Annotated in this window: 16 protein-coding genes; 2 read left to right on the top strand and 14 right to left on the bottom strand. The window is 53.0% G+C overall.

Going from position 1 to position 20559, the window contains the following annotated elements:
* Positions 1 to 21: 21 nt before the first annotated feature.
* From KI379_RS10395 to KI379_RS10360, 8 genes are all read right to left on the bottom strand, one after another.
* A complete protein-coding gene (locus tag KI379_RS10395) occupies positions 22 to 1791 on the bottom strand; it encodes a polysaccharide deacetylase family protein (protein ID WP_212983495.1) in 1770 nt (589 codons plus the stop codon).
* Positions 1792 to 1827: 36 nt separating this feature from the next.
* Complete coding sequence (locus tag KI379_RS10390) at positions 1828 to 3705, bottom strand: glycosyltransferase family 2 protein (protein WP_212983494.1); 1878 nt, start codon at positions 3703 to 3705, stop codon at positions 1828 to 1830.
* A gap of 9 nt (positions 3706 to 3714) precedes the next feature.
* Positions 3715 to 5037 (bottom strand): nucleotide sugar dehydrogenase, encoded by a 1323-nt coding sequence (locus tag KI379_RS10385; RefSeq protein WP_076166894.1) that lies wholly within the window; start codon positions 5035 to 5037, stop codon positions 3715 to 3717.
* A 13-nt stretch (positions 5038 to 5050) separates the two neighbouring features.
* Positions 5051 to 6529 (bottom strand): polysaccharide deacetylase family protein, encoded by a 1479-nt coding sequence (locus KI379_RS10380; protein WP_212983493.1) that lies wholly within the window; start codon positions 6527 to 6529, stop codon positions 5051 to 5053.
* A 101-nt stretch (positions 6530 to 6630) separates the two neighbouring features.
* Complete coding sequence (locus tag KI379_RS10375; RefSeq protein ID WP_076166900.1) at positions 6631 to 6813, bottom strand: hypothetical protein; 183 nt, start codon at positions 6811 to 6813, stop codon at positions 6631 to 6633.
* A 190-nt stretch (positions 6814 to 7003) separates the two neighbouring features.
* Positions 7004 to 8719 (bottom strand): alpha-keto acid decarboxylase family protein, encoded by a 1716-nt coding sequence (locus KI379_RS10370; protein ID WP_212983492.1) that lies wholly within the window; start codon positions 8717 to 8719, stop codon positions 7004 to 7006.
* 213 nt (positions 8720 to 8932) lie between these two features.
* The gene (locus KI379_RS10365) at positions 8933 to 9712 is read right to left on the bottom strand and encodes an alpha/beta hydrolase (RefSeq protein WP_076166906.1); all 780 of its coding nucleotides are present in this window, start codon (positions 9710 to 9712) and stop codon (positions 8933 to 8935) included.
* Between the two features lie 172 nt (positions 9713 to 9884).
* The gene (locus tag KI379_RS10360; RefSeq protein ID WP_212983491.1) at positions 9885 to 11309 is read right to left on the bottom strand and encodes an aminotransferase-like domain-containing protein; all 1425 of its coding nucleotides are present in this window, start codon (positions 11307 to 11309) and stop codon (positions 9885 to 9887) included.
* Positions 11310 to 11438: 129 nt separating this feature from the next.
* On the opposite strand from KI379_RS10360, the gene KI379_RS10355 reads away from it, so the two are divergent.
* Together KI379_RS10355 and KI379_RS10350 are read left to right on the top strand one after the other, a co-directional pair.
* Entirely contained in the window at positions 11439 to 12371 is a 933-nt protein-coding gene (locus tag KI379_RS10355) for a DMT family transporter (protein WP_076166912.1), read from the top strand.
* A gap of 258 nt (positions 12372 to 12629) precedes the next feature.
* Positions 12630 to 13796: a stalk domain-containing protein gene (locus KI379_RS10350; protein ID WP_212983490.1), complete on the top strand. Its 1167-nt coding sequence runs from the start codon at positions 12630 to 12632 to the stop codon at positions 13794 to 13796.
* A gap of 108 nt (positions 13797 to 13904) precedes the next feature.
* Here KI379_RS10350 and KI379_RS10345 read toward each other — a convergent pair whose 3' ends face one another.
* The 6 genes from KI379_RS10345 to vat(I) all read right to left on the bottom strand — a co-directional run bounded on the left by KI379_RS10345 (position 13905) and on the right by vat(I) (position 20481).
* Positions 13905 to 14582 (bottom strand): succinylglutamate desuccinylase/aspartoacylase family protein, encoded by a 678-nt coding sequence (locus tag KI379_RS10345; protein ID WP_076166920.1) that lies wholly within the window; start codon positions 14580 to 14582, stop codon positions 13905 to 13907.
* Between the two features lie 101 nt (positions 14583 to 14683).
* Complete coding sequence (locus tag KI379_RS10340; protein WP_076166923.1) at positions 14684 to 15274, bottom strand: TetR/AcrR family transcriptional regulator; 591 nt, start codon at positions 15272 to 15274, stop codon at positions 14684 to 14686.
* Positions 15275 to 15340: 66 nt separating this feature from the next.
* Positions 15341 to 16384: an alpha/beta fold hydrolase gene (locus KI379_RS10335; protein ID WP_076166926.1), complete on the bottom strand. Its 1044-nt coding sequence runs from the start codon at positions 16382 to 16384 to the stop codon at positions 15341 to 15343.
* Between the two features lie 172 nt (positions 16385 to 16556).
* On the bottom strand, positions 16557 to 18626 hold the full coding sequence (locus KI379_RS10330) for a GxGYxYP domain-containing protein (protein WP_212983489.1): 2070 nt from the start codon (positions 18624 to 18626) through the stop codon (positions 16557 to 16559).
* A gap of 312 nt (positions 18627 to 18938) precedes the next feature.
* The gene (locus tag KI379_RS10325) at positions 18939 to 19826 is read right to left on the bottom strand and encodes a Vgb family protein (RefSeq protein ID WP_212983488.1); all 888 of its coding nucleotides are present in this window, start codon (positions 19824 to 19826) and stop codon (positions 18939 to 18941) included.
* The gene (gene vat(I), locus KI379_RS10320) at positions 19816 to 20481 is read right to left on the bottom strand and encodes a streptogramin A O-acetyltransferase Vat(I) (protein WP_212983487.1); all 666 of its coding nucleotides are present in this window, start codon (positions 20479 to 20481) and stop codon (positions 19816 to 19818) included. The genes KI379_RS10325 and vat(I) overlap by 11 nt, the downstream gene beginning before the upstream one ends.
* Positions 20482 to 20559 lie beyond the last annotated feature (78 nt).

Below are 20559 nucleotides of genomic sequence, written 5' to 3'. Positions count from 1 at the left end.
GCCTTTGAAATTGCTCTTTCGTCAGAACGTATCGATGGCCCAATCGATCGTCGCGTCCATGGCATGCTCAACCTGCGCCGCGACTTTTTTCCAGCCGAGCAGCTTATTCGTATACCACACCGAGGTTTTTCCATCCGCCGCATTTTCCGTAGTCACCGTGACATCCTCAAAGATTCCGTCATAGATATCGTCCTTGGTGTTTTGCGGACTATAGGCTGATCCCAGTCCCACGTCACCGCCCTTCAGCGAAGGATCGATCGAGGTTTGGAGGACCGGCTTCCCGTCCACGATGACCTCCAGCCGATTTCCCGACACCTTCATTTCAATCTGCCGGGTATTTTTGATGTTGACGGGATATACATCCTCGTCATTTGTATTGGCGCCGGCCTGCGCTTCTTCTGCGGAATACACCGTTGCCTTGTCAAAGGCGAGATCCTCCGAAGACCACTTGACCGGATCCAGCTTTTGTGTGCCCAAGACAGTCACAGAGGATCCAGACAGCTTCTGCTCCACCTGGATTACGTTGCGGTTCAGCGTGACGCGCACGTACTGCTGACCATCTCCACGGTCCTTCAAGTAAAAAGACTGCTTGCCGACCACGTTGCCGGAAACCTTCGCGCTTAAAGTGAAATCTTCAGGCGCCTGTTCTCCTTGATCCAGCAAAAGCTTGCCTTCCCCGGCAGGCGGTGACGTCAGAACGATCCGGTTATCCTTGAATTCGGCAGCGCCTCCAGCCTGCTTCCACTGCCCCGACTGCTTCCGGTCCCCGGTCACGTACGTCATTTGCTGGCCGCTGTCCTTGCCGATTTTCATCAAAAGATGGTTGGTTGACCAGTAGGGCTCAGGCTGGATGCGGGTCAGGTTGTACACATCCTGTGACGGCCCGTTGAACGCATTGCCCTCCAGGTTAAAATGCATCTGGAACAGAGAACGGATATTGCGATCATTTACATCCGTCACAAGCGGGTTCATGCTCCCGTACATCGCGTTGGCATGCATGATCATATAGACGCCGGGCACGAAGCCGAGTTTGTCGGTATAGACCGTATCCATCAGCTGATAATCCTTGCTGATCCGCGCCTGCATCGTATCCCGGTCCTCGAGCGGAATCATATTTTCATCGCGGATAAAATCCATAAGGTAGTGATTATAATGCTCGATGTCCTCTTTGCTGTCCAGCTTGTTTTCGTCCTTGACGCCGATGTAGCCACCGTTTTTATCGAAAATATTGATGTAGGTCAAACGGTACCCGTTGGTCCCCATTTCCCAATACCCGCTTTTCATCATGCTGCGGAGTTCCTTGGGCTGCACGAATTTATGATCCCCGTTCCCCATCTTGTTGGCATAGGTGAGGAAGGTCGCCTTATCATTGTACCTCTCCAGCAAAGGCTGGGCATAAAGACTGGAGTCATTGCGCCCGTCCTCAAAGGACAAAAACAGCGCCTTGTCCGGCAGCGCCTTCCCCTTATGGTAGAAATCGAGGATGTCCTGCTGTGACACAGTGACATAACCTTGGTCATGGAGGGTTTGTAGCTGGGCTTTGAGCTGGGATTTATCAATCAGAAGCGGTGTTCCGGTTCGGCTGACCCCAAAATAAGACAGCGCGACAAACCCGCTTCGATTATGCCACGTCGACTTGTCCGGTTCGGCGTAGCGGTCGGTTCTTGCGACGGCTTGGTAGATCAGAAAGATGACCATGATCACCAGGAAGAGCTGGATCCAGGTTTTGATCCACTTCCGCCGGTTTTTGCGCTTCACATCAAGCGCTTCGCTGCGTTTTCCTTTTTTCATCCTGCATCCTCATTTAAATTCCGCGGTTCCGCCGGGTTACAGCGGCACTTCCGTCTTCGTATTTTTTCGGTTTTTTCTTGCGGCTTTTTTATTTCTCGCCTCGATGTCCTGCGGCGTTTCCCTTGTCCCCCAGGTTGATTTCCAGAAGGTGAACCAGGCGACCGGCATTTGCCAGAGCAGCACCATTTCGTAGAAAAAGCAAAAGACGAAGCCGAATACCCACAGCTTGCTTTTACGGAATAATAGATGGGCCAGACTCATCAACAGGGACATCAGCAGAAGCCCCATCAAGAAGGTTCCCGGAAACACATGGTGGAAAATGGGCACATACAGCAGGTTATAGAGCACAATCAGCGGCGCAGCGATCGGAACGATGACACCGATGTAGAAAAAGAGGGCCATAAACGGTTCCTTGCGCCAAATAAATCCGGCCGCCCTAAGGGATTCCCGCAGCCAGGAACGCTTCCATCGCATCTGCTGCTTCAGGAAGACATTCATCTCCGAAGGAACGATCGTGGAGCAAATCGCTTTATCCTGGTACGCCGTCCGGTGTGTCTTCAGGATAAAGTTGGTCATGCTGCGGTCGTCTCCGAACGTAGCGGGCTGCCCCAGAAACTTCTGGTTGAGCCAGGCGTCCGCATGCTTCAGCACAAGCCTCTTTTTATAACAGGATAACGGCCCGGACAGGCAGGTGACGCTGTCAAACCAGGACTCGGCCGCTTTCATAATCCGGAACGCGATATAATAGCGCACGGTCTGGAGCTTCGTGATGGAGTTGGTGTACTTGTTCTCCACGTCCGTCCGCCCGGCAACCCCGCCCATACGCGGATCCTGGAAGGGCTGCACCAAGTGCTTGATGGCGAGCGGATCGAGGAAGCTGTCCGAATCCACGAACACGACCAGATCATGCTTGGCCATCCGTACCCCCTGCACCAAGGCTTCCCGTTTCCCCCCGTTCTCAGGGAGGATATGCATCCGAAGCCGTTCTTTGGTTTGAAAGCGGTCGGCTTCCTGATGAAGCAGGTCGATCGTTTTCTGAATCTGCTCCGCGGACCGGTCGGTAGAGCGGTCATCAACGACGATGACCTCCAGCTTGTCCACCGGGTAATCCTGGTTGATGCAGCTGATAATCGTCCGATGGATCCACTTCTCTTCATTAAAGCACGGAATAATGATCGATACGCCCGGCGTAAAATCCGGATTGACCGGCACGTCACGGTATAGAGATCCGAACAAGTATCTCGTCAACAGAAATGCCGCGGCGATCAGGCTGTATAAATACAGCAGGAAATTGTACTTAAAATAAATGATGCTCTCCGCCCGAAGCAGCAGCACAAAAACGGCGGCAAGCAGCAGCAGGCCGCTGGCCGTATACACGGAGTATCCCCAGCGTCTGCGCTGAAAATATTCATGCAGCGGGTTGGTGAACTCAAAAGCAGCCATCATAACAGTCTCTCTGCCGGTTCCGCGCTCAAAGGTCCGTACGACGACTCCTTCGATATCCACTTTGGATTCAAAGCCTTCCGGCATCGTGCCTGCCGGAATTTCAAAGTGCATGGACACTTTGCTCCCCGGCTGGATGTGGTCCGTCGTGAAGGGCAGCTCGAGCAGGAGGCCTGTTGAAGATACATCAACAGCCTTCGTTTTCAGTTTTCTCCGGTTCTTTCCTTTGCCCCAAGTCAGAAGCACGGGAAAATCCGCCTCGTAACGCAGGCTGAATTTCCGCATCCTTTCCAAATAATCCGAGCTGAACTGGTCCGCATCGTTATCCCGCGAGCCTCTCCGGTCGACTGAACGGCGAATTTGTTCCGGGTCAGGAACATTTGATAAGATCCGCCGATCCGAACGGGGTAAGGTCAGAACCTCATCGGTTTGTTTTTTCTTTCGTCTGAACACGGTTCTTATTTCTCCCATCTGCTCTCGTTACAGCCGCCAATAAATGTAACCCTGACGCTCGAACTCTGCTTTGTCATATATTCCCTTAACGTCCAGCAAGATCTTTACCGAGTCCTTTCTGAACATCGGATCCATATCCGCATAGCCCATGCCCGCAAAGCATTGATGCGGGACGGCCGTGACCAGCACATGCAGGTCCAGCAGCTCCTCCACCCGGGACAGCTCCAGACCGTATTCGGCATAAGCCGCTTTCGGGTCTACCAGCGGGTCAACGATTTGGGGTTGAATACCGTAATCCTGAAGCTCTTTGATGATATCCACCACTTTGGAATTCCGGATATCGGCGCAGTCCTCCTTGTATGCCAGGCCGAGAACGGCGACCTTCACGTCACGCAGGTCCAGCCGTTGCCGGACAAGCAGCTTGATCAACTGCTCGGCGACATATTTGCCCATCCCGTCGTTGATATGCCGTGCCGCCAGAATGATCCGTGAACGGATGCCGGTATCCTCCGCTTTATACGTCAAGTAGTACGGATCGATTCCAATGCAGTGCCCGCCAACCAAACCGGGAACGAAGTTCAGGAAATTCCACTTTGTCCCTGCGGCGCGCAGCACTTCCCGGGTATCGATGCCCATCTGGTGGAACAGCATGGACAGTTCGTTCATAAAGGCGATGTTAATGTCCCGCTGGGCATTTTCAATAACCTTTGCCGCTTCGGCCACCTTGATGCTTTCCGCCCGGTATACGCCGGCATCGATGATCTGTTCGTACATGCCGGCAATGATCCCAAGCGATTCCTCATCCATTCCCGACACGATCTTGACGATATTGTCTAGCCGGTGAACCTCATCGCCTGGATTGATCCGCTCCGGCGAATATCCTACTTTAAAATCCGTCCCGCAGCGCAGGCCTGACTCCGCCTCCAGGATCGGAACGCAAATCTCTTCAGTGACGCCAGGGTACACGGTCGATTCATAAACCACGACAGCACCTTGGCGCAATCTCCTGCCGACCATGCGGCTCGCTTCTTCCACAAACCGTAAATCCGGCACGTTACCGCTCTGCACCGGGGTCGGTACGGCAATCACATAAAACACGGCTTCGCCAAGCCGGTCCGCCTCAGATGTATATTCCAATCCCGCAGACGCTGGGTCTGCGTCATACACGGACGTCTGCGCATTAGAAGAAGCTTCCTCCTGCAGCCGGCTGACCTTGTCCGGGTTGACATCAAAGCCGATCACCCGCATCTTTTTCGAGAACGCCTGTGCCAGGGGAAGGCCTACATACCCGAGTCCAATGACCGCGACCGGGCTGTATGCATACAGCACTTCTTTAGTTGGTGTTGACATATTCCATCTCCATCTATCTTTCTTTACCTGACGGATTCCCATCATCAGAAATCCAGTCGGACAGTTTCACGAACGTGTATCCTTGTTTCCGTAAGTTTTGAATAATGCCAGGCAGTGCTTCCGCCGTGTGGGTATCGTCCAGCGAATGCAGCAAAATAATCCCGCCGCTGTGGCTTTGCTGGATAACCGAGTTCACGATCTGTGAAGCGGTGCGCTCCCGGTTCCAATCATTCGGATCGATATCGAAATCGACAATATTCCGGTAACCGGCCGCCGCGATAATCCGGGCTGTCCGGTCGTCAATATCGCCGGTCGGCGGCCGGAACAGCATGGCCGGCTGCTGCTGGATCGCATCCGTAATGATACGGTGTGCCTTGACCACTTCATCCTGCAGCTGCTTGACGCTGAGCTTGGTCAGTACCGGATGGCTGTAAGTATGATTTCCGACATCATGCCCTGCTTGCGCGATCGCCCGCGCCAGGTTCGGATTTTTCTCAACCCCGTCCGCACGCAAAAAAAACGTACCCTTCACGTGGTACTGGTCCAAAATATCGAGCAGCTTCGTGATCGTTTCATCTGTGCCCCAGTCGTCAAAGGTAAGGGCGATTTCCTTCTTGGCGGTCTTGTGGCTGTACACGAGATTGTAATCCGCTTTGGCGTAATCGGCGTTATACTTCGCAGCCTGATACCCTTGAACCGTGTCGGCCGGTTTACGTACGCCGCCTGTGGCGACCAGCTTGTCTAAAGTAACGAAATGATAACCGGCTGCCGAAGCTTCCGCAGCGATCAGGTTCACCGATTCATTCAAAGTCCGGTTCTCCGCCAGGTCAATCGCCACGATCCCACCGCGGTTAATGTATTTCCGGATATAGTTCTTTTTTTGCTGAGGGGTCTCCGCCTTCCAATTATGTAAAAACAGACTGTAGGATATGACCGCCTGCTGTCCGCTCTGCGCCGCTGCCAGCCGGATATCGTCGCTGATCGCCCCCGTTTGCGTTCGGACGAACTTCGGAGTGACCCCCGTTTGTTTACGGATGACATCGTTGGCCAAATGGATTTCCTTGTAGATCTGTCCGTAGTCCATCCGGCTCATGTCGACCGCATTCAGCGTGTTGTTTTCAATCTCATGTCCCCGGGACAAAATCTGCCGGGCGATATCCGGTTCCTCCGCAACCCGCATCCCGGGCAAAAAGAAGGTTGCTTTTATGCCTAAGGCATCCAGCTGATCAAAAAGCTTGTCCATCGTTTGGACGTCTGCCATCCCGTTAAACGTTAAGGCAAGGTTCCGGCTTGTCGTGTAAGCCAGAGAAACAGCCTGGCTCATCTCACCGGTATAACGCTGGACCGGCTTGTCAGCCTCAGCCGTTTTTATGCCGCCGTCCGTATCGTCTCCCCCCATCCAAGTACATCCTGACAGCATGCTTATTGCCAGAACCGCGAGCACCAGCCATCCGGCCGGTTTTCTGGGCGAGAAGTCTTTCATCACTTTCATAGATATCTCCTTTGACACACTCTTAAGTCCTACCAAAAGAATAACGTGTAACTCCTATTCAACAAATGACAAAAAGATGTCAATTTTTCGACATTCAAACTTTAATCCCAGGTCCCGGGCTGGATCGATTCGGACTGCCGGCATCTTCTCCATCGGTGAAATCCTTTAGAGCTCTCCGACTTCCGCTGCTCCAGCAGCAGTTTAACCCCTCTGATCAAATAGCGGTAACGTAATTCATCCTCATGACTAAGCTTACGCATTTCTGTAAAATAACGTTCGAACATCCTAATAACCACTCCATTTATCTATGTGTATAGAGCTAACTTACTAGATTCAACTGTACAAATTCTGAACATGCCCATAAACCGGTCAAAATCAGCGATTTTACCTCATCTTACCGGAATCGATACATACACAAAAAAAGTGCTGCTGGAAAGTTCATCAAGAACCTTCCGGCAGCACGGATTCCATGCTTTATTTCTGCCCTTTTTTCGCCTGCTCCTCCATGTAATTGCGCATCCGCTTCATATATTCCGGCGCATCCATCGGGTCGGCGGCGATCATTTCAATGATGCAGAGCTTTCCGGCCCGCTCCTGATCCGCCTGAGCGAACGCCTGCTCAAGCTCCCCGTTTGTCCGCACCGTCGCCGTAAACGCCTCTCCGCCGAAGGCTTCGGCCAGCTTCGTGTACGACCAGAGCGGAATCTGGTTGTAGCGCTGATTCTCTGTTTTCACGTTCAAGTATTTTTCGATGGTGTATCCGTCATTATTCAGAACGAAAATGATCGGCTTGCAGCCGTAATACATCATCGAGCTGATCTCCTGCGCGGTCAGCTGCAGCGAGCCGTCCCCCGTAAACAGCAGCACCCTGCGGTCCGGAGCGGCAATACAGGCACCATACGCTGACGGCGTGGCATAGCCGATCGACTGCCACCCTCCTTGCGTAATATACGTGACGTTCCGGGGCAGCCGAACATAAGCCATGCCGTTATAGAACGTTCCCGTCTCGGCGACGACGATGTCGCCTTCCTTCAGCATGCGCTGAATCCTTGGATAATAAGTCGAGGCGAGCAGCGGTGCTTCGGGTTCACCCGTAACTTGATCATACGGAAACGCCCCCTTGCCGGCGGCGCCGCTGCCTTTATAACCGATCTTTTGCAGCTCAAGCAGCATGTCGGCAGCCAGCACATTCGGGAATTCAGCCCCTCCCACCTTGATCATCTTGGGCTGAATATCGACGGTAACGAGCGGATTCAATTTGGCGGTGTACGTGCCCGTATTGCTGTCGGCCCATACCATCCCGACCGCGATGACGCAGTCGGCTTGTTCCACCGCCGTTTGTACTTCAGACGAACCAAACGAGCCGCCGTACACCCCGATATAGTTGGGATGTGACTCATCGAAAGCACCTTTACCGAACATCATCGTCGCCACCGGAATATTCATGGCATCTGCCAACTGGCGCACCGCCGTTTGAAGTCCAAAACGCATCGCATTCACGTCAACCAGCAAAACCGGCTTGCGGGCCCGGTCAAGCAGCTGGCGCACCTGGTCCGCCGCTGCTTGAAGAGTCGTCAGGTTGGATGACGGTTTTGGCGGTGTCGGTTCTCCCCTTCCCATAACAGGCTTTGAGACCAAGTCGTCGGCGATCACCAGATAGACCGGCTTTTTCTTCTCCTTGGCGATCCGGATAGCCGTCGGAATTTCGATCTCGGCATTCTCCGGCGTGACGACGGCCGAATAGGCCGTAATTGGCTCATACACCTTGCGAAAGACGTCAAAATTGCCGTCCATCAAGGTGTGGTGCATCAGCTTATGCTCCTTCTGATCCTTGTCCGGAGGGGATCCGACGATATGAATCAGCGGAATGTGCTCGCTGTTTGCCCCGGCGATCGCGTTGCAGGCACTGAGTTCACCGACGCCGAACGTCGTAATCAGCGCCGAAATGCCTTTGATCCTGGCGTAAGCGTCCGCCGCGTATCCCGAGTTCAATTCATTTCTTCCATTGATAAATTCAATGCCGTTATACTTCTCCAGCGTATCGAGCAGGGTAAAATTATAGTCTCCGGGCACGCCGAAAATTTCGGTAATTCCCTCAAGCTTTAAGCAGTCAAACAAATACTGGCCGAGACTTTTCCCTGTGGTGCCAGATTTCTGATCGGTACTTCCCGTCGCCGTCATGTTACCCATTCTTCGCTCACTCCTTATCCATTTCTTGGGCTGTTTCTGTATAACATTACCCTTTCCGTGGACAGGTTATTCTACACGAGGATTCAAATCGTCCCCAAGAGTGGAATATAAGGAAGTTCTGTCTTGAAGCCGATGTTTTTTTTCATTTACAAAAAAAGACCTCGGCATAGGTCGTATGCCTCGGTCTGCATTACAAGGTTGCACATCCTCAGGTTATGCGTTGTTCTTCAGCGGGAGCCAGGCGAGCACGTCTTGAATTTTGGCGTCCCAATATCCCCATTCATGGCTTCCCGGGCCCTCTTCGTATGTATAATCCAGACCCGACTGCTTGCACGCTTCGCGGAACATAACGTTGTCCTCGTACAAAAAGTCCTCGGTACCGCAGCACTGGTACAGCATCGGTTTCGGCCCTTCCGACTTCGCACACTGTTCCATCAGCCAGAACAAGTCCTCCTCGCGGTTCTTTTCCGGCTTGTCGCCATAGATCAGCTTGTAGTCCGTGAAAAGGTCCATATTTTCCGGAACATGGAGACCATTCATCGCACCTGACAATGAAGCGGCGGCCGCAAAGCTCTCCGGTTTGCTTAGCGCCCATTTGAACGCCCCGTAACCTCCCATGGACAGCCCTGCAACGAAATTGTCCTCCCTTTCCGCCGATAGCGGGAAGAAAGAACGGGCAATGCTTGGGAGTTCCTCGCTGATAAACGTCCAGTACTTGTTCCCGTAAGCCATGTCCGCGTAGAAGCTGCGGTGCACCTGGGGCATAACGACCGCCAGTCCCGTCGATGCGACATAACGCTCGATCGACGTTCTGCGCAGCCAGATGGAATCGTCATCCGACAATCCGTGGAGCAGATACAGCGTCGGATGCTTGTCCGCAAATGTGTTATTCTGCATCCCGATCTGATGGCGGGTCTGCTGCGGAAGAATGACCGTCATGGAAGTACTGAGCTGCAGCACGTCCGAAAAAAAGTGACATTGAATCAAAGCCATGATATAAGTCCACCTCTCTATAATCGATCCATTGGATCGGCTGCCGTTTCTTCCCGCCTGCTCCATTGCCTGCTGCAAGCGGGTACCGGTTGTTCGGCCTCCATCATTATTGTAACGCGTCATGGCAAAAAGTTCATGATGATTTTTGGGTGTAACGAAGGTGGGATCGAGGCTATCTATTGTCCATGCTGCCCGCCAAGTTTGTCAGAAGCCGCATGCCGGTCCGAATCTGCTCCTCATTGACAAAGCTGTAGCTGAGCCTGAACCAGGACCGCATTTCGCGCTTCGGGTCAAACACCGCGCCTGGAACGAACGAAACCGCCTCCGCGGTGGCGCGCTGCCATAACATGTCCACAGAAAGTTGATCCGGGAGCTTCACCCACAGGTTGAGACCGCCTTCAGGCACAGTCCACTGCCAGCCGGTGTCCCGGAGTGACTCGATCATCAGATCCCGCCGGATCTGAAGGGCAATCCGCAGCTTTTCCAGGTGATTCTGCATCCGCTCTGATCCGAAATAGTGCAGAAACAGCTTCTGATTGACGAGCGGCGAGCCGTTATCCGCAAGCGACTTCAAGGTTAACAGCGGCTGGATGACCGAGCTTCGGCCCACCACAGCACAGATCCGAAGACCTGGAGCTACGTATTTGCTGAAGCTGCTCAAATAGATAACCCATCCCTCCGTGTCATAGGTAAACAGCGGTAACGACGGAGGCTCTCCGAAATAAATGTCCCGAAACGTATCGTCCTCAACGAGCAGGCACTGATATTTCTCGGCCAAGGCGACCAGCTCTTTCCGCTGACCGGCAGGGACCGAATAGCCCGTTGGGTTATGAAAGGTCGGATTCATATAAAAAAAGCGGGGCTTGTGCCGTTTCATCATCTCCTCGACCTGGACAAGGTCGTATCCGCCGGGCGAAATGTCGACGGGGAGAAAACGCGCCCCCTGAGCGCGAAAAATATCCAGTGCCGCGCTGTAAGTCGGACGCTCCACCATCACGGCGTCCAGCGGACGAATATAGAGCCGGGCTAACAGATCAATAGCCTGCTGCGCACCGGATGTAATGATCAACTCGTCCGCCGATATACTCACCTTGAGCCTTCCTGTCATGTAATCGCCCAGAAAATCCCTCAGCTCGGCATCCCCCTGCAAATCGGAATAAGTGCCGATCATTTTCGGATAGCGGTCAAACACCTCTTTGACATATTGGGACAGATACAAATTGGGCAGCAGATTGGGATCAATCAGCGCCTGCGAAAATTGATAAACGGAAGGCACACGCTGAATGTCGGACATCTCGTTCCGATAGGTCCGGGCAGCAGGTGAGCTTTTTTCATAGGTTGGCAGTCCCGTGATTTCATGCATCGGAGCAACATAATACCCCGATTTTTCCTTTACGTAAGCCTTCCCCTCTTCCTTCAGCAGCTGGTAAGCGCGAAAAACGGTGAGCCGATGAACCTGCAGCTCCCCGGCCAGCATCCGGATCGAAGGAAGCTTGTCATGGGCAACAAGTTCTCCCCGCTGAATCCTGGCGACAATATGATCATAGACCTGCCGGTACAGCAGCGGATGATCCTTCTGTGTCGTCTGCAATTTCATTTTCCCTCCGGACATCAAATGGGTTGTAGACTCATTGTACTATAAACCCGCGTCCATCTGTTCTGTGATCATGCATCTGTTCTGTAAGCCTCCTTGTATGATGGGAAGACAACCAAAGGAGGATTTAGCATGATACTTGTCAACTACTTGCTAATGTGTCTTATTTTTGGCACCACGTTTCTGGCCATTAAAATCGGGGTGGACGCGTCCGCTCCGCCCTTTTTCTCGGCGGGACTGCGCTTTTTTGCGGCCGGCTTGGCGCTGTTTTTGTGGATGGTTTGGCGCAAAAAGTCCCGTTTCCGTCTTCTGCTGCGCAAAGAAATGCTGCTGAGCGGCATCCTGCTGACCTTCGGCACGTTTGCGCCGCTCTATTGGGCCGAGCAGCACGTTTCTTCCGGATCCGCCGCCGTCTTCTCGGCTACAGGTCCGCTGATCATTTTACTCATCCAAATGCTGGTCTTCAAAGCAAAGAGCACGACGAGGACCGTCGCCGGCTGCCTTCTAGGTTTCGCGGGCGTCCTGCTGCTGCTGCTCTCGGACCTCTCTCCCTCCTCCAGAGGCGCCTGGATCATCGGCGGACTGGTCATCCTTGCCGGGGAAATCTGCTACGCCGCAGGAACGCTGTATTCACGAAAGGTGATCCAACGCTTTCCCGAAGCATCGCCCATTGCGCTGAATGCGGCGCAGATGATGCATGGCGGATTCCTTCTGCTTGTGCTATCTCTGCTGACTGAGCCTATACATGCCGCCGGGCTGCCCGCCGGTGCCGCACTCGGTTCACTCGTTTATCTGATCGTTATGGGATCCATGGTCGCCCACAGTCTCTATTATTGGCTGGTTGCCAAGACGAATCCCGTTTTTCCGTCGACTTGGCTGTACATCTCGCCCATGATCGCCATGGCGGCAGGGGCCGTGCTGTATCATGAACGCATCACCTGGCTCTCGGTCGCCGGCATGATTACGATTATTACCGGAACGCTGATCACCAATCTGGACAGCATTCTGCGGGTGATCCGCAGGCCGGTACAACTGACGACAGACGGAACGACGGTCCGGGACTAGCAGCATTTCTTTTCACCATTGCCAATCAACATCCGGCACATCTGCAACCGTGGCAAACCGTGTGCAGATATGCAAATTTTTTTCTTCTTTTCGACCTATAACGTATATGTAAAAAAAAGGAACTATGGACCTCACTTGCACATCCAAATCGAACTATAATCGGAAGCGTCCGGGAATAATCGGCCATTTTACACATACACATGGTTGTCGTCGCCGAAATGTCGTATCTGTAACTTATTTGGGAAAAGGAGAGGAAAGATGATTCAAACCGTAAAATCGAAAACCGGAGCAGCTGCGCTCATCATGGCGTTCATTTCCTTGCTCTTGACGGGGATTTGGAGTGGCACATCGGCTCATGCTGAAGCCGCCTCACCAATCAAAGTCGCCGTGGATACAAAGTGGGTCAACTTTTCAGTGGACCCAGTGGTGGATGGGGGAACTATGTTGGTGCAAATGCGCCCGCTGTTCGAGTCGATGGGAATTTCCCTGAACTGGGACCCGCGTAATCAAACCATCACAGGCCAGAAAGATTCGCTGTCTTTTACCCTGCAGCTGAACAGCAAGGAAGCTACTGTGAACGGAAAAAAAGTATCCCTGGATAAACCCGCGCGGAGCGTCCGTGGAAACACGCTTGTACCTCTAAGATTTGTCGGCGAGGCGACTGGCGGATTTGTCGTATGGGATGCCAAAAATCGCGAAATCACAATATTTTCGGAACAAATGCTGAAACAGCTTGGACTGACCAAAGAACAGGCGGCGGAGATTCTTGCGCACGCAGGAGATACGACAGCAAATCCGCCGGCTGGCACGGAACCAACGGAAAACGACGGCGATGAATCAGCACCGGCCGTACCGGTACAGCTTGATAAGCTTCAAGGAATGTATGTTGGCATGCGCTTGGACCCAGGCGGTTATGAGTGCGGAGGAGCTTGCTGGGATTATTACACCAGAGATTATTCCATTACCAATGGTAAGCTGGTTTTGGGTAACGGAACAACCCACACGATTCGGGTATCGTCCTTAGGAAACCTGTACATTGACGATGTGCTTCTCGAGAGAGTAACGCCGGTTGCGTCCAACCATAAACTAAACGGCAGTTACGTGTATAGGGGTTATTCGGGAATGGCTGGAGTAAATTCGGCCTCCTCGGCATGGGAGGAACGATTGACTTTCCAAACCGACGGTACGTTCAAAGCCGACAACTTCACCCTTGGTACACAGGAGGCTGGTTCCGGAACAACCAATAGCTCCGCGGGGTCTAGCGGAACGGGTACGTACAGCATTTCGGGAAATACGATTACCCTCAAGTTTACTGGCGGTACAGTTGAACGTTACGTCTTTTTTATCCACACCGGCAAAGATGGAAAACCAAATGTTCAGGATGTTCAAATCGGCAGCCGGAATTTCTTCGTTGATGCGGAATAAGCTCTATCCAGCTGCTTTTGCATAAAATCACACAATCAAAAACGGCCGATCAGGAGTCATCCTGACCGGTCGTTTGCCGTCTAACGATGTTTTGCGTTAAACCATCTCTTAAATTAAGCCCGCCTCCCGAAGAAATGATCGTACCACCTCGGTTTGGTAGTTGATCCGTATGTTCATGTCGAGGCTCCAGCACGTTTCAACGGTTACCGCTTTGGCCTTTAGCCGATCTGCCGCGGCTGTCCGGGAAGAGCCTTTCAGCTTGTGCATCCGGATATGAAAACGATGAGAACGGCGGACCACCCTCCCGTTCATATGCTTGATCACCCTCCGGACAGCGGGTACAGCCGGGCTACCTGAATCCGTAATCAGCGTCTGTCCCAGCACGTCTGTGCTCGCGGACGACAGGCCGTTGGCTTCGTGAAGATCCAGGTACCAGGCAGGTTTATACTTTCGCATGATTTTATACAAAGCACGCGACATTTCATGCGTTGTACGGCCTGACGGACCGCGCGGGAACGTCCGGTTCAAATCCGGCTTGCCCCGGATTCGCTTTTTGAAAGCAGGCCGGTTGGCAATAGGGACTACGATCAGCGTGCCCCGTTCAATCGTCCAATCGCCGTTTTTCAGCTGTCTAACCAGCTTCTGCGCGGCGCGAATGCTCCCCACTTCCCTGCCATGAATGCCTGCCACGATCATGAAAACAGTACCAGGAGCATCACCGTCAAAAATGTGCATCGTTGTTTCAAACGAGGTTCCTTGGGCGAGTTTGCGACTTTCGTACAACATAGCCTTCACCACCTCCGATACGGTATCCTATGCTAGATTGATAGGAGGTGTACAGGCAGGTGTTGTCCGGAAGTTATGATTTTATCCCTATTCCATTACGATCACCTTTTCAGCATCCTCATCAGCATTTCCGCCGACGGTGTTCCATACGGCTTCTCATCCGCTTCCTCGACGATCAAGGCGTTCACGATGTAAAAATACCAGTGAAGCAGCTCGCGAGGATCGCCTTCGGCAAACTCCCCGGCCTCTTGCCCCTGCACGAACAAAGGAATCAGCGGCTCGATCATGGCATCCGCCGAGTGCTCCTTCAGAATGTCTGCGGCGTCCTTGGGAATGGCGTCAAGGCTGCGGACGGCGCGGAGAATGAGCATAAAAGCAAATTTGTTCTCGCTGAGCATATTTTCCGTCAGCGCTTGAATCTGCTCATATGGCGTGCCCGGCAGGCTCGGCACATTCCCCGTCTCTCTCCGCCCTTCCTCCATCAGCTCCTGGACGATGCTGGTAAACAGCTCATCCTTGGACGTGAAATAACGATAAATCAGCCCCTCGCTGACGCCGGCTTCCGCCGCGATCATGCTGGTCTTCGTTCCTGTAAAGCCGCTGCGGGCAAAAAGCTTTGTCGCGGCCTGCTTGATTTGATTTTTCCTCTCATCCCGGATATGGGCCAGCTGTTCCTTATTTAATGGCGACAATAGACTCCGAACTCCAATCTCTCAAAAAATAATGTATCCCTATTGTACCATGACGTTCCTTTTGGATCACCGTGCTTGCTTCATTTCCCCAGCCACCGCCAAGGGGAGGACTTTATTCTGCAGAAATGCGTAAAACTGTTGCGGCCGGGAAAAGCACGCCAAATGGCCGGCCTGATGGATGAGCACGAATTCTTTGTAAGGGGCATCAATGCGGCCGCAATACGCTTTGGCCGTTGCCGTCGGCGTAATAAAGTCCGAATCCCCTTGAACAATAAACACAGGCAGCTCGAAGCGATATCCGATCTTGTCAAAATCAAAATGGACCATGTCTTCATGAAGAGCTTCAGCGGAAAATTTCATACCTTTAAACATATCCGACATGTCCCTCATCGTGTGTTCCGGAGATGACAGCATCGAAGGCATGATCAAATCCGTGATCATATTAGGCACACCACGTATTGCCTTCACCATAAGCCGGTTGCGTGTATCGACATCCCTGCTGTTCCAGGTAGAAGGATCGGTCCCCATACGCTCGAGCAGTTCGGCTCCCTTCTTGTTGCCCGAAGTTCGGAATGCCTCCAGCAGCAATCGATGCCCGACGTGTTCGGGATCGGGAGCGTTCTGATCCGTCCCTACATAAGCGTGGTATAAATCCGGACGGTGCGCAGCCATCATGATGCCGGTAAGGCTGCCGACCGAACTGCCAACCAGAATTAGCTTTGTCTGCTGGAGCTTGCCGCATAGATATTCGGATAACTCGATCCCGTCCTCCACCAATCGGTCGAAGGTCAACAATCCGCTGCCTTGTTTGCCATTGCGCCGGAAGGTCTTCCCCGCACCCCGCTGATCCCACTGCACGATCGTAAAATCCTTTTCCCAGGAACGCAGCAGTGGACTGAAGATGGAGTACACCGATCCCGGTCCTCCATGAATAAACAGCAGTATCGGATTGCGCCGGTTTTCTCCCCGGATGGTCACCCATTGTTCAATCCCGCCAATACGCACAAAGCCGGATTCAGCGATTCCTTCGGAAGCTGTTATACGAAGCAGCCGCGCATTTTTTTGTTGATTTCTTTTCCGCATCACGATATGAACCAAAGCATTGCTCATATGAATTCCCCGCTTTCGTTTTATAATGAGTGAGTTACTCACTCATCTTTAATCATAAAGATAATGGATTCCCGGATCCATTGTCAATAGTTATATGAAATTTTATCCCTGATGAAATGCCAAAAGCGGCCAACGCCTTTTCGCATTGACCGCTTTTATTATTGTCCTTGATTTACGGCTTTTTGGGCAGATGATTCGCCTCCCGAATGAGGGAGAAGTATTGGTCCGCCAGCACCGGCTGGTATTCCGGCCCGAGCGAATCCGTCAGCTTCACCACATCGGTCGGCGTCATATTCCAGGCCAGCAGCCCGAGGGATACGAACAACGGAGATTTGCCATCCCACTTTGCTTTGGCGTCCGCCAGAATCTTTTGTCCGTCCTGTACGGTACTAATGCCCTGGATCGTCGATACCGGCAGGTTTCCATTCAGGATTTCCACACCGAAATGATCTTCCCAGCTCAGGAGCAGTCCGTTTGGACGGTAGTTATCCTCATAAGCTTTGACGACCGAGTCGCTTAGCGGAACGTTTTGGTTCGCAACGCGGTTCAGTACGTAGGGTACGGTCATTCCGGTCTTTTTCAGGTAGGAGGACGTCTTCTTCAGGAATGCAGGCAGCGTATTCTCCGGCCAAGCGTTCGGGTAGAAGTACCCGCCGCCGGAAGGTCCGGCGATCAGCTGGTCATTCGCCGTTGCCGTGCTTCTGTAGTAGTTCAGCATAGCCGGTGCCCCGTCGTACAGCATCGGACTGGACGTCCAGTTGATCGGCACTTTACCGCGGTTCGGATCATCCCACAAATTGCGCATCCGGTGCTGGTTATACTGGAAGTTGTCGCCTTCGCTGAAGGTGTACGTCACATAAATTTTATTTTCGAGCTTTGGTGTCTTGACCTTGTCGGACGGAAGCGGCCCTTGGCCTTTGTTCTCCGTACCGGAAAATACGGTCAGATTACTGAACCAGTCGGCAGCGAGAACGTAGATGCTGTGGTTCGATAACAGCTCTACCCCGTTGAACTCGCCTTCAGTATCGTTGCTAAACCAGCCGAGGTAGGGTGTTCCTGCAGGAACATCGGCAAGGATCTTATCAAACAATGCCTTTTGCTCAGGCGTATTGGTGCCCAGCCAGAATACCATCGCCTTGTTGGCGACCGCATAATCGCGGAGATAGCCGTACGGCTCTTTCTGTTCCGATGAAGGCGGAGCTTCGTTGCCCGCAAGCACCTTAAATTGGTTCCACATGTCCACCGAAGCGGTCAACGACTTCGTACCAGCAGGTACTTTAAATTCGTAGACAAAGTACCGCCCGTTGTCTGCGAACCGGTGTCCACCGCTTCCCTCGGAAAGCTGCGAGCTTTGAGCGTCGTACAGGAACGGCTTCTCATCGTCGGTTCCGGGCACGAACTGGGCGATCGTCTGGCCATCAGCCTTCACGGTCACTTCATGAACGGCCGATCCCCATCCGTCCTGCTGGAACGCATCCTCAAAGCGGAGGTATACCGCATCCGTACCCAGGAAAGACGTCAAATCCAGGTCATAGATCTTGCGGTTCTTCGCATCCCGCTCCTGCGTCTTCTCTTCAGCCACCACTTTGAACGACTGCGGGAGTCCCGGAGGCAGCTTCACCGACACATCCGGGCTCAGCCCGATCAGCATCCGGTGCGTCGTCTGCTTCCACAAATTTTCGTACTGCCAGGTGTAGGCATCCAATTTATCCTTAAACTTGCCCTGCAAATCATCGAGCACTTTCAAGCCGTAAGGAGCTGCGGTCAGCTTGGCGCTGAGCTCCGGGCTGGCGACCACCGCATCCTTCAGCCCGGCAAGCGTTGTCGCCACATTAATGCTGTCCGGCACTTTCGGATCATAGACGATGATTCCCTTCACTTCTTTTTTAAAATCGCTTACCAGTTCCCAAGGATCGTCATGCACCGTATAAGGCACCTTGAGATCGTTCAGCCAAGTCATTTTGCCTTCTTCCTGGCTCTCCAGCAAATAAATTCGAGGCTGGTTTCGGTTGACGATGCCCTGGAGGGTCGCCAGCATGATCTTGACGTCTCCGGGGGCGTCATAAACGTCCGCAACGTCCAGATGCTTCACCTTAGCAAAGCTTGGAAGCGCTTGCGATTCCGGCCATTTGATGCCGCTGGATGAGGATGAGGGGTTTGCCGCCGATTCGGCGGACGCGCCCATGGAGATGGACAGTGCACAGACCGCAGCGAGACAAACCGTGGTGAACTTTCGAAGCATGAACAATACACCTCAACTTTACGCTGATTTGGTTGGCAATTGAAAGAAACACCCTACTCCCGGCCCGTATTCGAAACCTCGCCATGCTGAACGCCGAACGGAATCGAGGTTCTCCATTGCTGTTATACAATCTATATTTAATATATCTAATATTGCTTTACAAGGCTTTCGACAAAAATAGTTAAAAAATTAGTACTCGTGGAGCATCCACTTAGTCCATTATTCCGAATAAACGGACAGAAAAAGATATGTCATTTTCATACCAAAAAGCCTCAGGTCACGGATGATCCTGAGACTTTTGCTTCGCACTCTTTACTTGATCGTCAATCGTCCAAGACGATTGCATTCTTCGGCAAACCACACCGTGCCGTCCGCGGCCACAGTGATGCCATGCGGTTCCGACCCCTGTGTCGGAATGTCATATTCGGTCAGTTTACCGTCCACGGTGATGCGGCCGATCCGGTTCGCACCCCATTCCGTGAACCAAAGGTCCTGGCCGATTCCGGACGTGATCGCGTGAGGCTTCGCCCCTTCGGTAGACAGCGAATACTCGCTTATCTCACCGTCCGTCGTGATTCTGCCGACCCGATTCCCGGCGATCTCCACAAACCACAGCGCGCCGTCTGGGCCCGCCGTAATCCCCACCGGTGCGGAACCTGGCGTTGGAAGCGCATAGTGAGTCACTGAACCGTCTGTGTCGATGGTGCCGATCCGATTCCCTTGGTTTTCCGTAAACCACAGCTTCCCGTCACTGCCTGTGGTGATGAACGATGGAAAAGCACCCTCATGGGGAAGCTTGTACTCGGTCACTTCACCCCCAGGGCTGAGCCTGCCGATCCGACCGGTCATCATCTCGGTGAACCAGATCGCCCCGTCAGGCCCTTCAGCGAGACCAAACGGCGCACAGCCCGGGTCGGGCAGCTTATACTCCTTGAACTCTCCGCCTGGCGTCATCCGGCCGATTTGCCCGGCATGATATTCATTAAACCAAAGATCCCCGTTTCGGTCGCACAGGATCGACATCACCCCCGCATTTGGTGTCGGCACGTCAAACGCGGTAAACTCGCCACGCTCATTCCGGACTCCGATCCGGTTCCTTTTCTGCTCCGTAAACCACACAGTCCCATCTCTGCCGGCCGCAATACCGTACGGCCCCGAGTCCGGCAAAGGCAAGGCGAATTCCACCAATTCAATTCTCATTTGACATGCCTCCTTCCGGCAGCATTGGCTTGCCCATCTGCCGCAGCAGATCCATGTCGCCGCTGGCAATGGCGCCCATGAACCGCTCGATTTCTTCGATGTCGTGATCCCACCAGCGGATCTCCAGCAGCTCGGCGATCACCTCGGGTGCGTAGCGCTTGCGGATTTCCTTCGCGGGGTTGCCGCCGACGATGGTGTAAGGCTCGACGTCCCTTGTCACAACGGCTTCGGCCGCGATGATCGCTCCGTCGCCAATCTTCACGCCCGGCAGGATCGTTGCCCTTCGTCCGATCCAGACGTCGTTTCCCACAATGGTATCCCCCTTGATCGGGAGCTGATCTAGTGTTGGCGTGTGGGCCTCCCAGCCGTTTCCGAAAATATTAAAAGGAAACGTAGAGCCGTCCATCCGATGGTTGCATCCATCCATCATAAAACGCGCCTCACCGGCAATCGAGCAAAACTTGCCGATAATTAGCTTGGTTCCGAGAAATTCGTAATGATATAGCACCTGATCTTCAAACGACTCTCCATTGATCGCATAGTAGTAAGAATAATCTCCCGCGATCAGGTTCGGCATCGTGATCACGTTTTTGATAAACTGCATATTGTTGTCCCCGGGTATCGGATACTTCGCGTTCGGATTAGGACCTGGCATGCAAGTCACTCCTTTCGATTGTTCAGCAGATTGGATAGCGTATTCGGTAGCCTCATTGCCACACAAAAAAGCCCCCTG

This window comes from Paenibacillus cineris (assembly GCF_018333335.1).
Taxonomy (GTDB): domain Bacteria; phylum Bacillota; class Bacilli; order Paenibacillales; family Paenibacillaceae; genus Paenibacillus_AQ; species Paenibacillus_AQ favisporus.
This window is presented reverse-complemented; position numbering and strand designations above follow the sequence as displayed.

Excerpts from the sequence above, each read along its gene's own strand:
- KI379_RS10395 (WP_212983495.1), bottom strand. The coding sequence starts at position 1,791 with ATGAAAAAAGGAAAACGCAGCGAAGCGCTTGATGTGAAGCGCAAAAAC.
- KI379_RS10390 (WP_212983494.1), bottom strand. The coding sequence starts at position 3,705 with ATGGGAGAAATAAGAACCGTGTTCAGACGAAAGAAAAAACAAACCGAT.
- KI379_RS10385 (WP_076166894.1), bottom strand. The coding sequence starts at position 5,037 with ATGTCAACACCAACTAAAGAAGTGCTGTATGCATACAGCCCGGTCGCG.
- KI379_RS10380 (WP_212983493.1), bottom strand. The coding sequence starts at position 6,529 with ATGAAAGTGATGAAAGACTTCTCGCCCAGAAAACCGGCCGGATGGCTG.
- KI379_RS10375 (WP_076166900.1), bottom strand. The coding sequence starts at position 6,813 with ATGTTCGAACGTTATTTTACAGAAATGCGTAAGCTTAGTCATGAGGAT.
- KI379_RS10370 (WP_212983492.1), bottom strand. The coding sequence starts at position 8,719 with ATGGGTAACATGACGGCGACGGGAAGTACCGATCAGAAATCTGGCACC.
- KI379_RS10365 (WP_076166906.1), bottom strand. The coding sequence starts at position 9,712 with ATGGCTTTGATTCAATGTCACTTTTTTTCGGACGTGCTGCAGCTCAGT.
- KI379_RS10360 (WP_212983491.1), bottom strand. The coding sequence starts at position 11,309 with ATGAAATTGCAGACGACACAGAAGGATCATCCGCTGCTGTACCGGCAG.
- KI379_RS10355 (WP_076166912.1), top strand. The coding sequence starts at position 11,439 with ATGATACTTGTCAACTACTTGCTAATGTGTCTTATTTTTGGCACCACG.
- KI379_RS10350 (WP_212983490.1), top strand. The coding sequence starts at position 12,630 with ATGATTCAAACCGTAAAATCGAAAACCGGAGCAGCTGCGCTCATCATG.
- KI379_RS10345 (WP_076166920.1), bottom strand. The coding sequence starts at position 14,582 with ATGTTGTACGAAAGTCGCAAACTCGCCCAAGGAACCTCGTTTGAAACA.
- KI379_RS10335 (WP_076166926.1), bottom strand. The coding sequence starts at position 16,384 with ATGAGCAATGCTTTGGTTCATATCGTGATGCGGAAAAGAAATCAACAA.
- KI379_RS10330 (WP_212983489.1), bottom strand. The coding sequence starts at position 18,626 with ATGCTTCGAAAGTTCACCACGGTTTGTCTCGCTGCGGTCTGTGCACTG.
- KI379_RS10325 (WP_212983488.1), bottom strand. The coding sequence starts at position 19,826 with ATGAGAATTGAATTGGTGGAATTCGCCTTGCCTTTGCCGGACTCGGGG.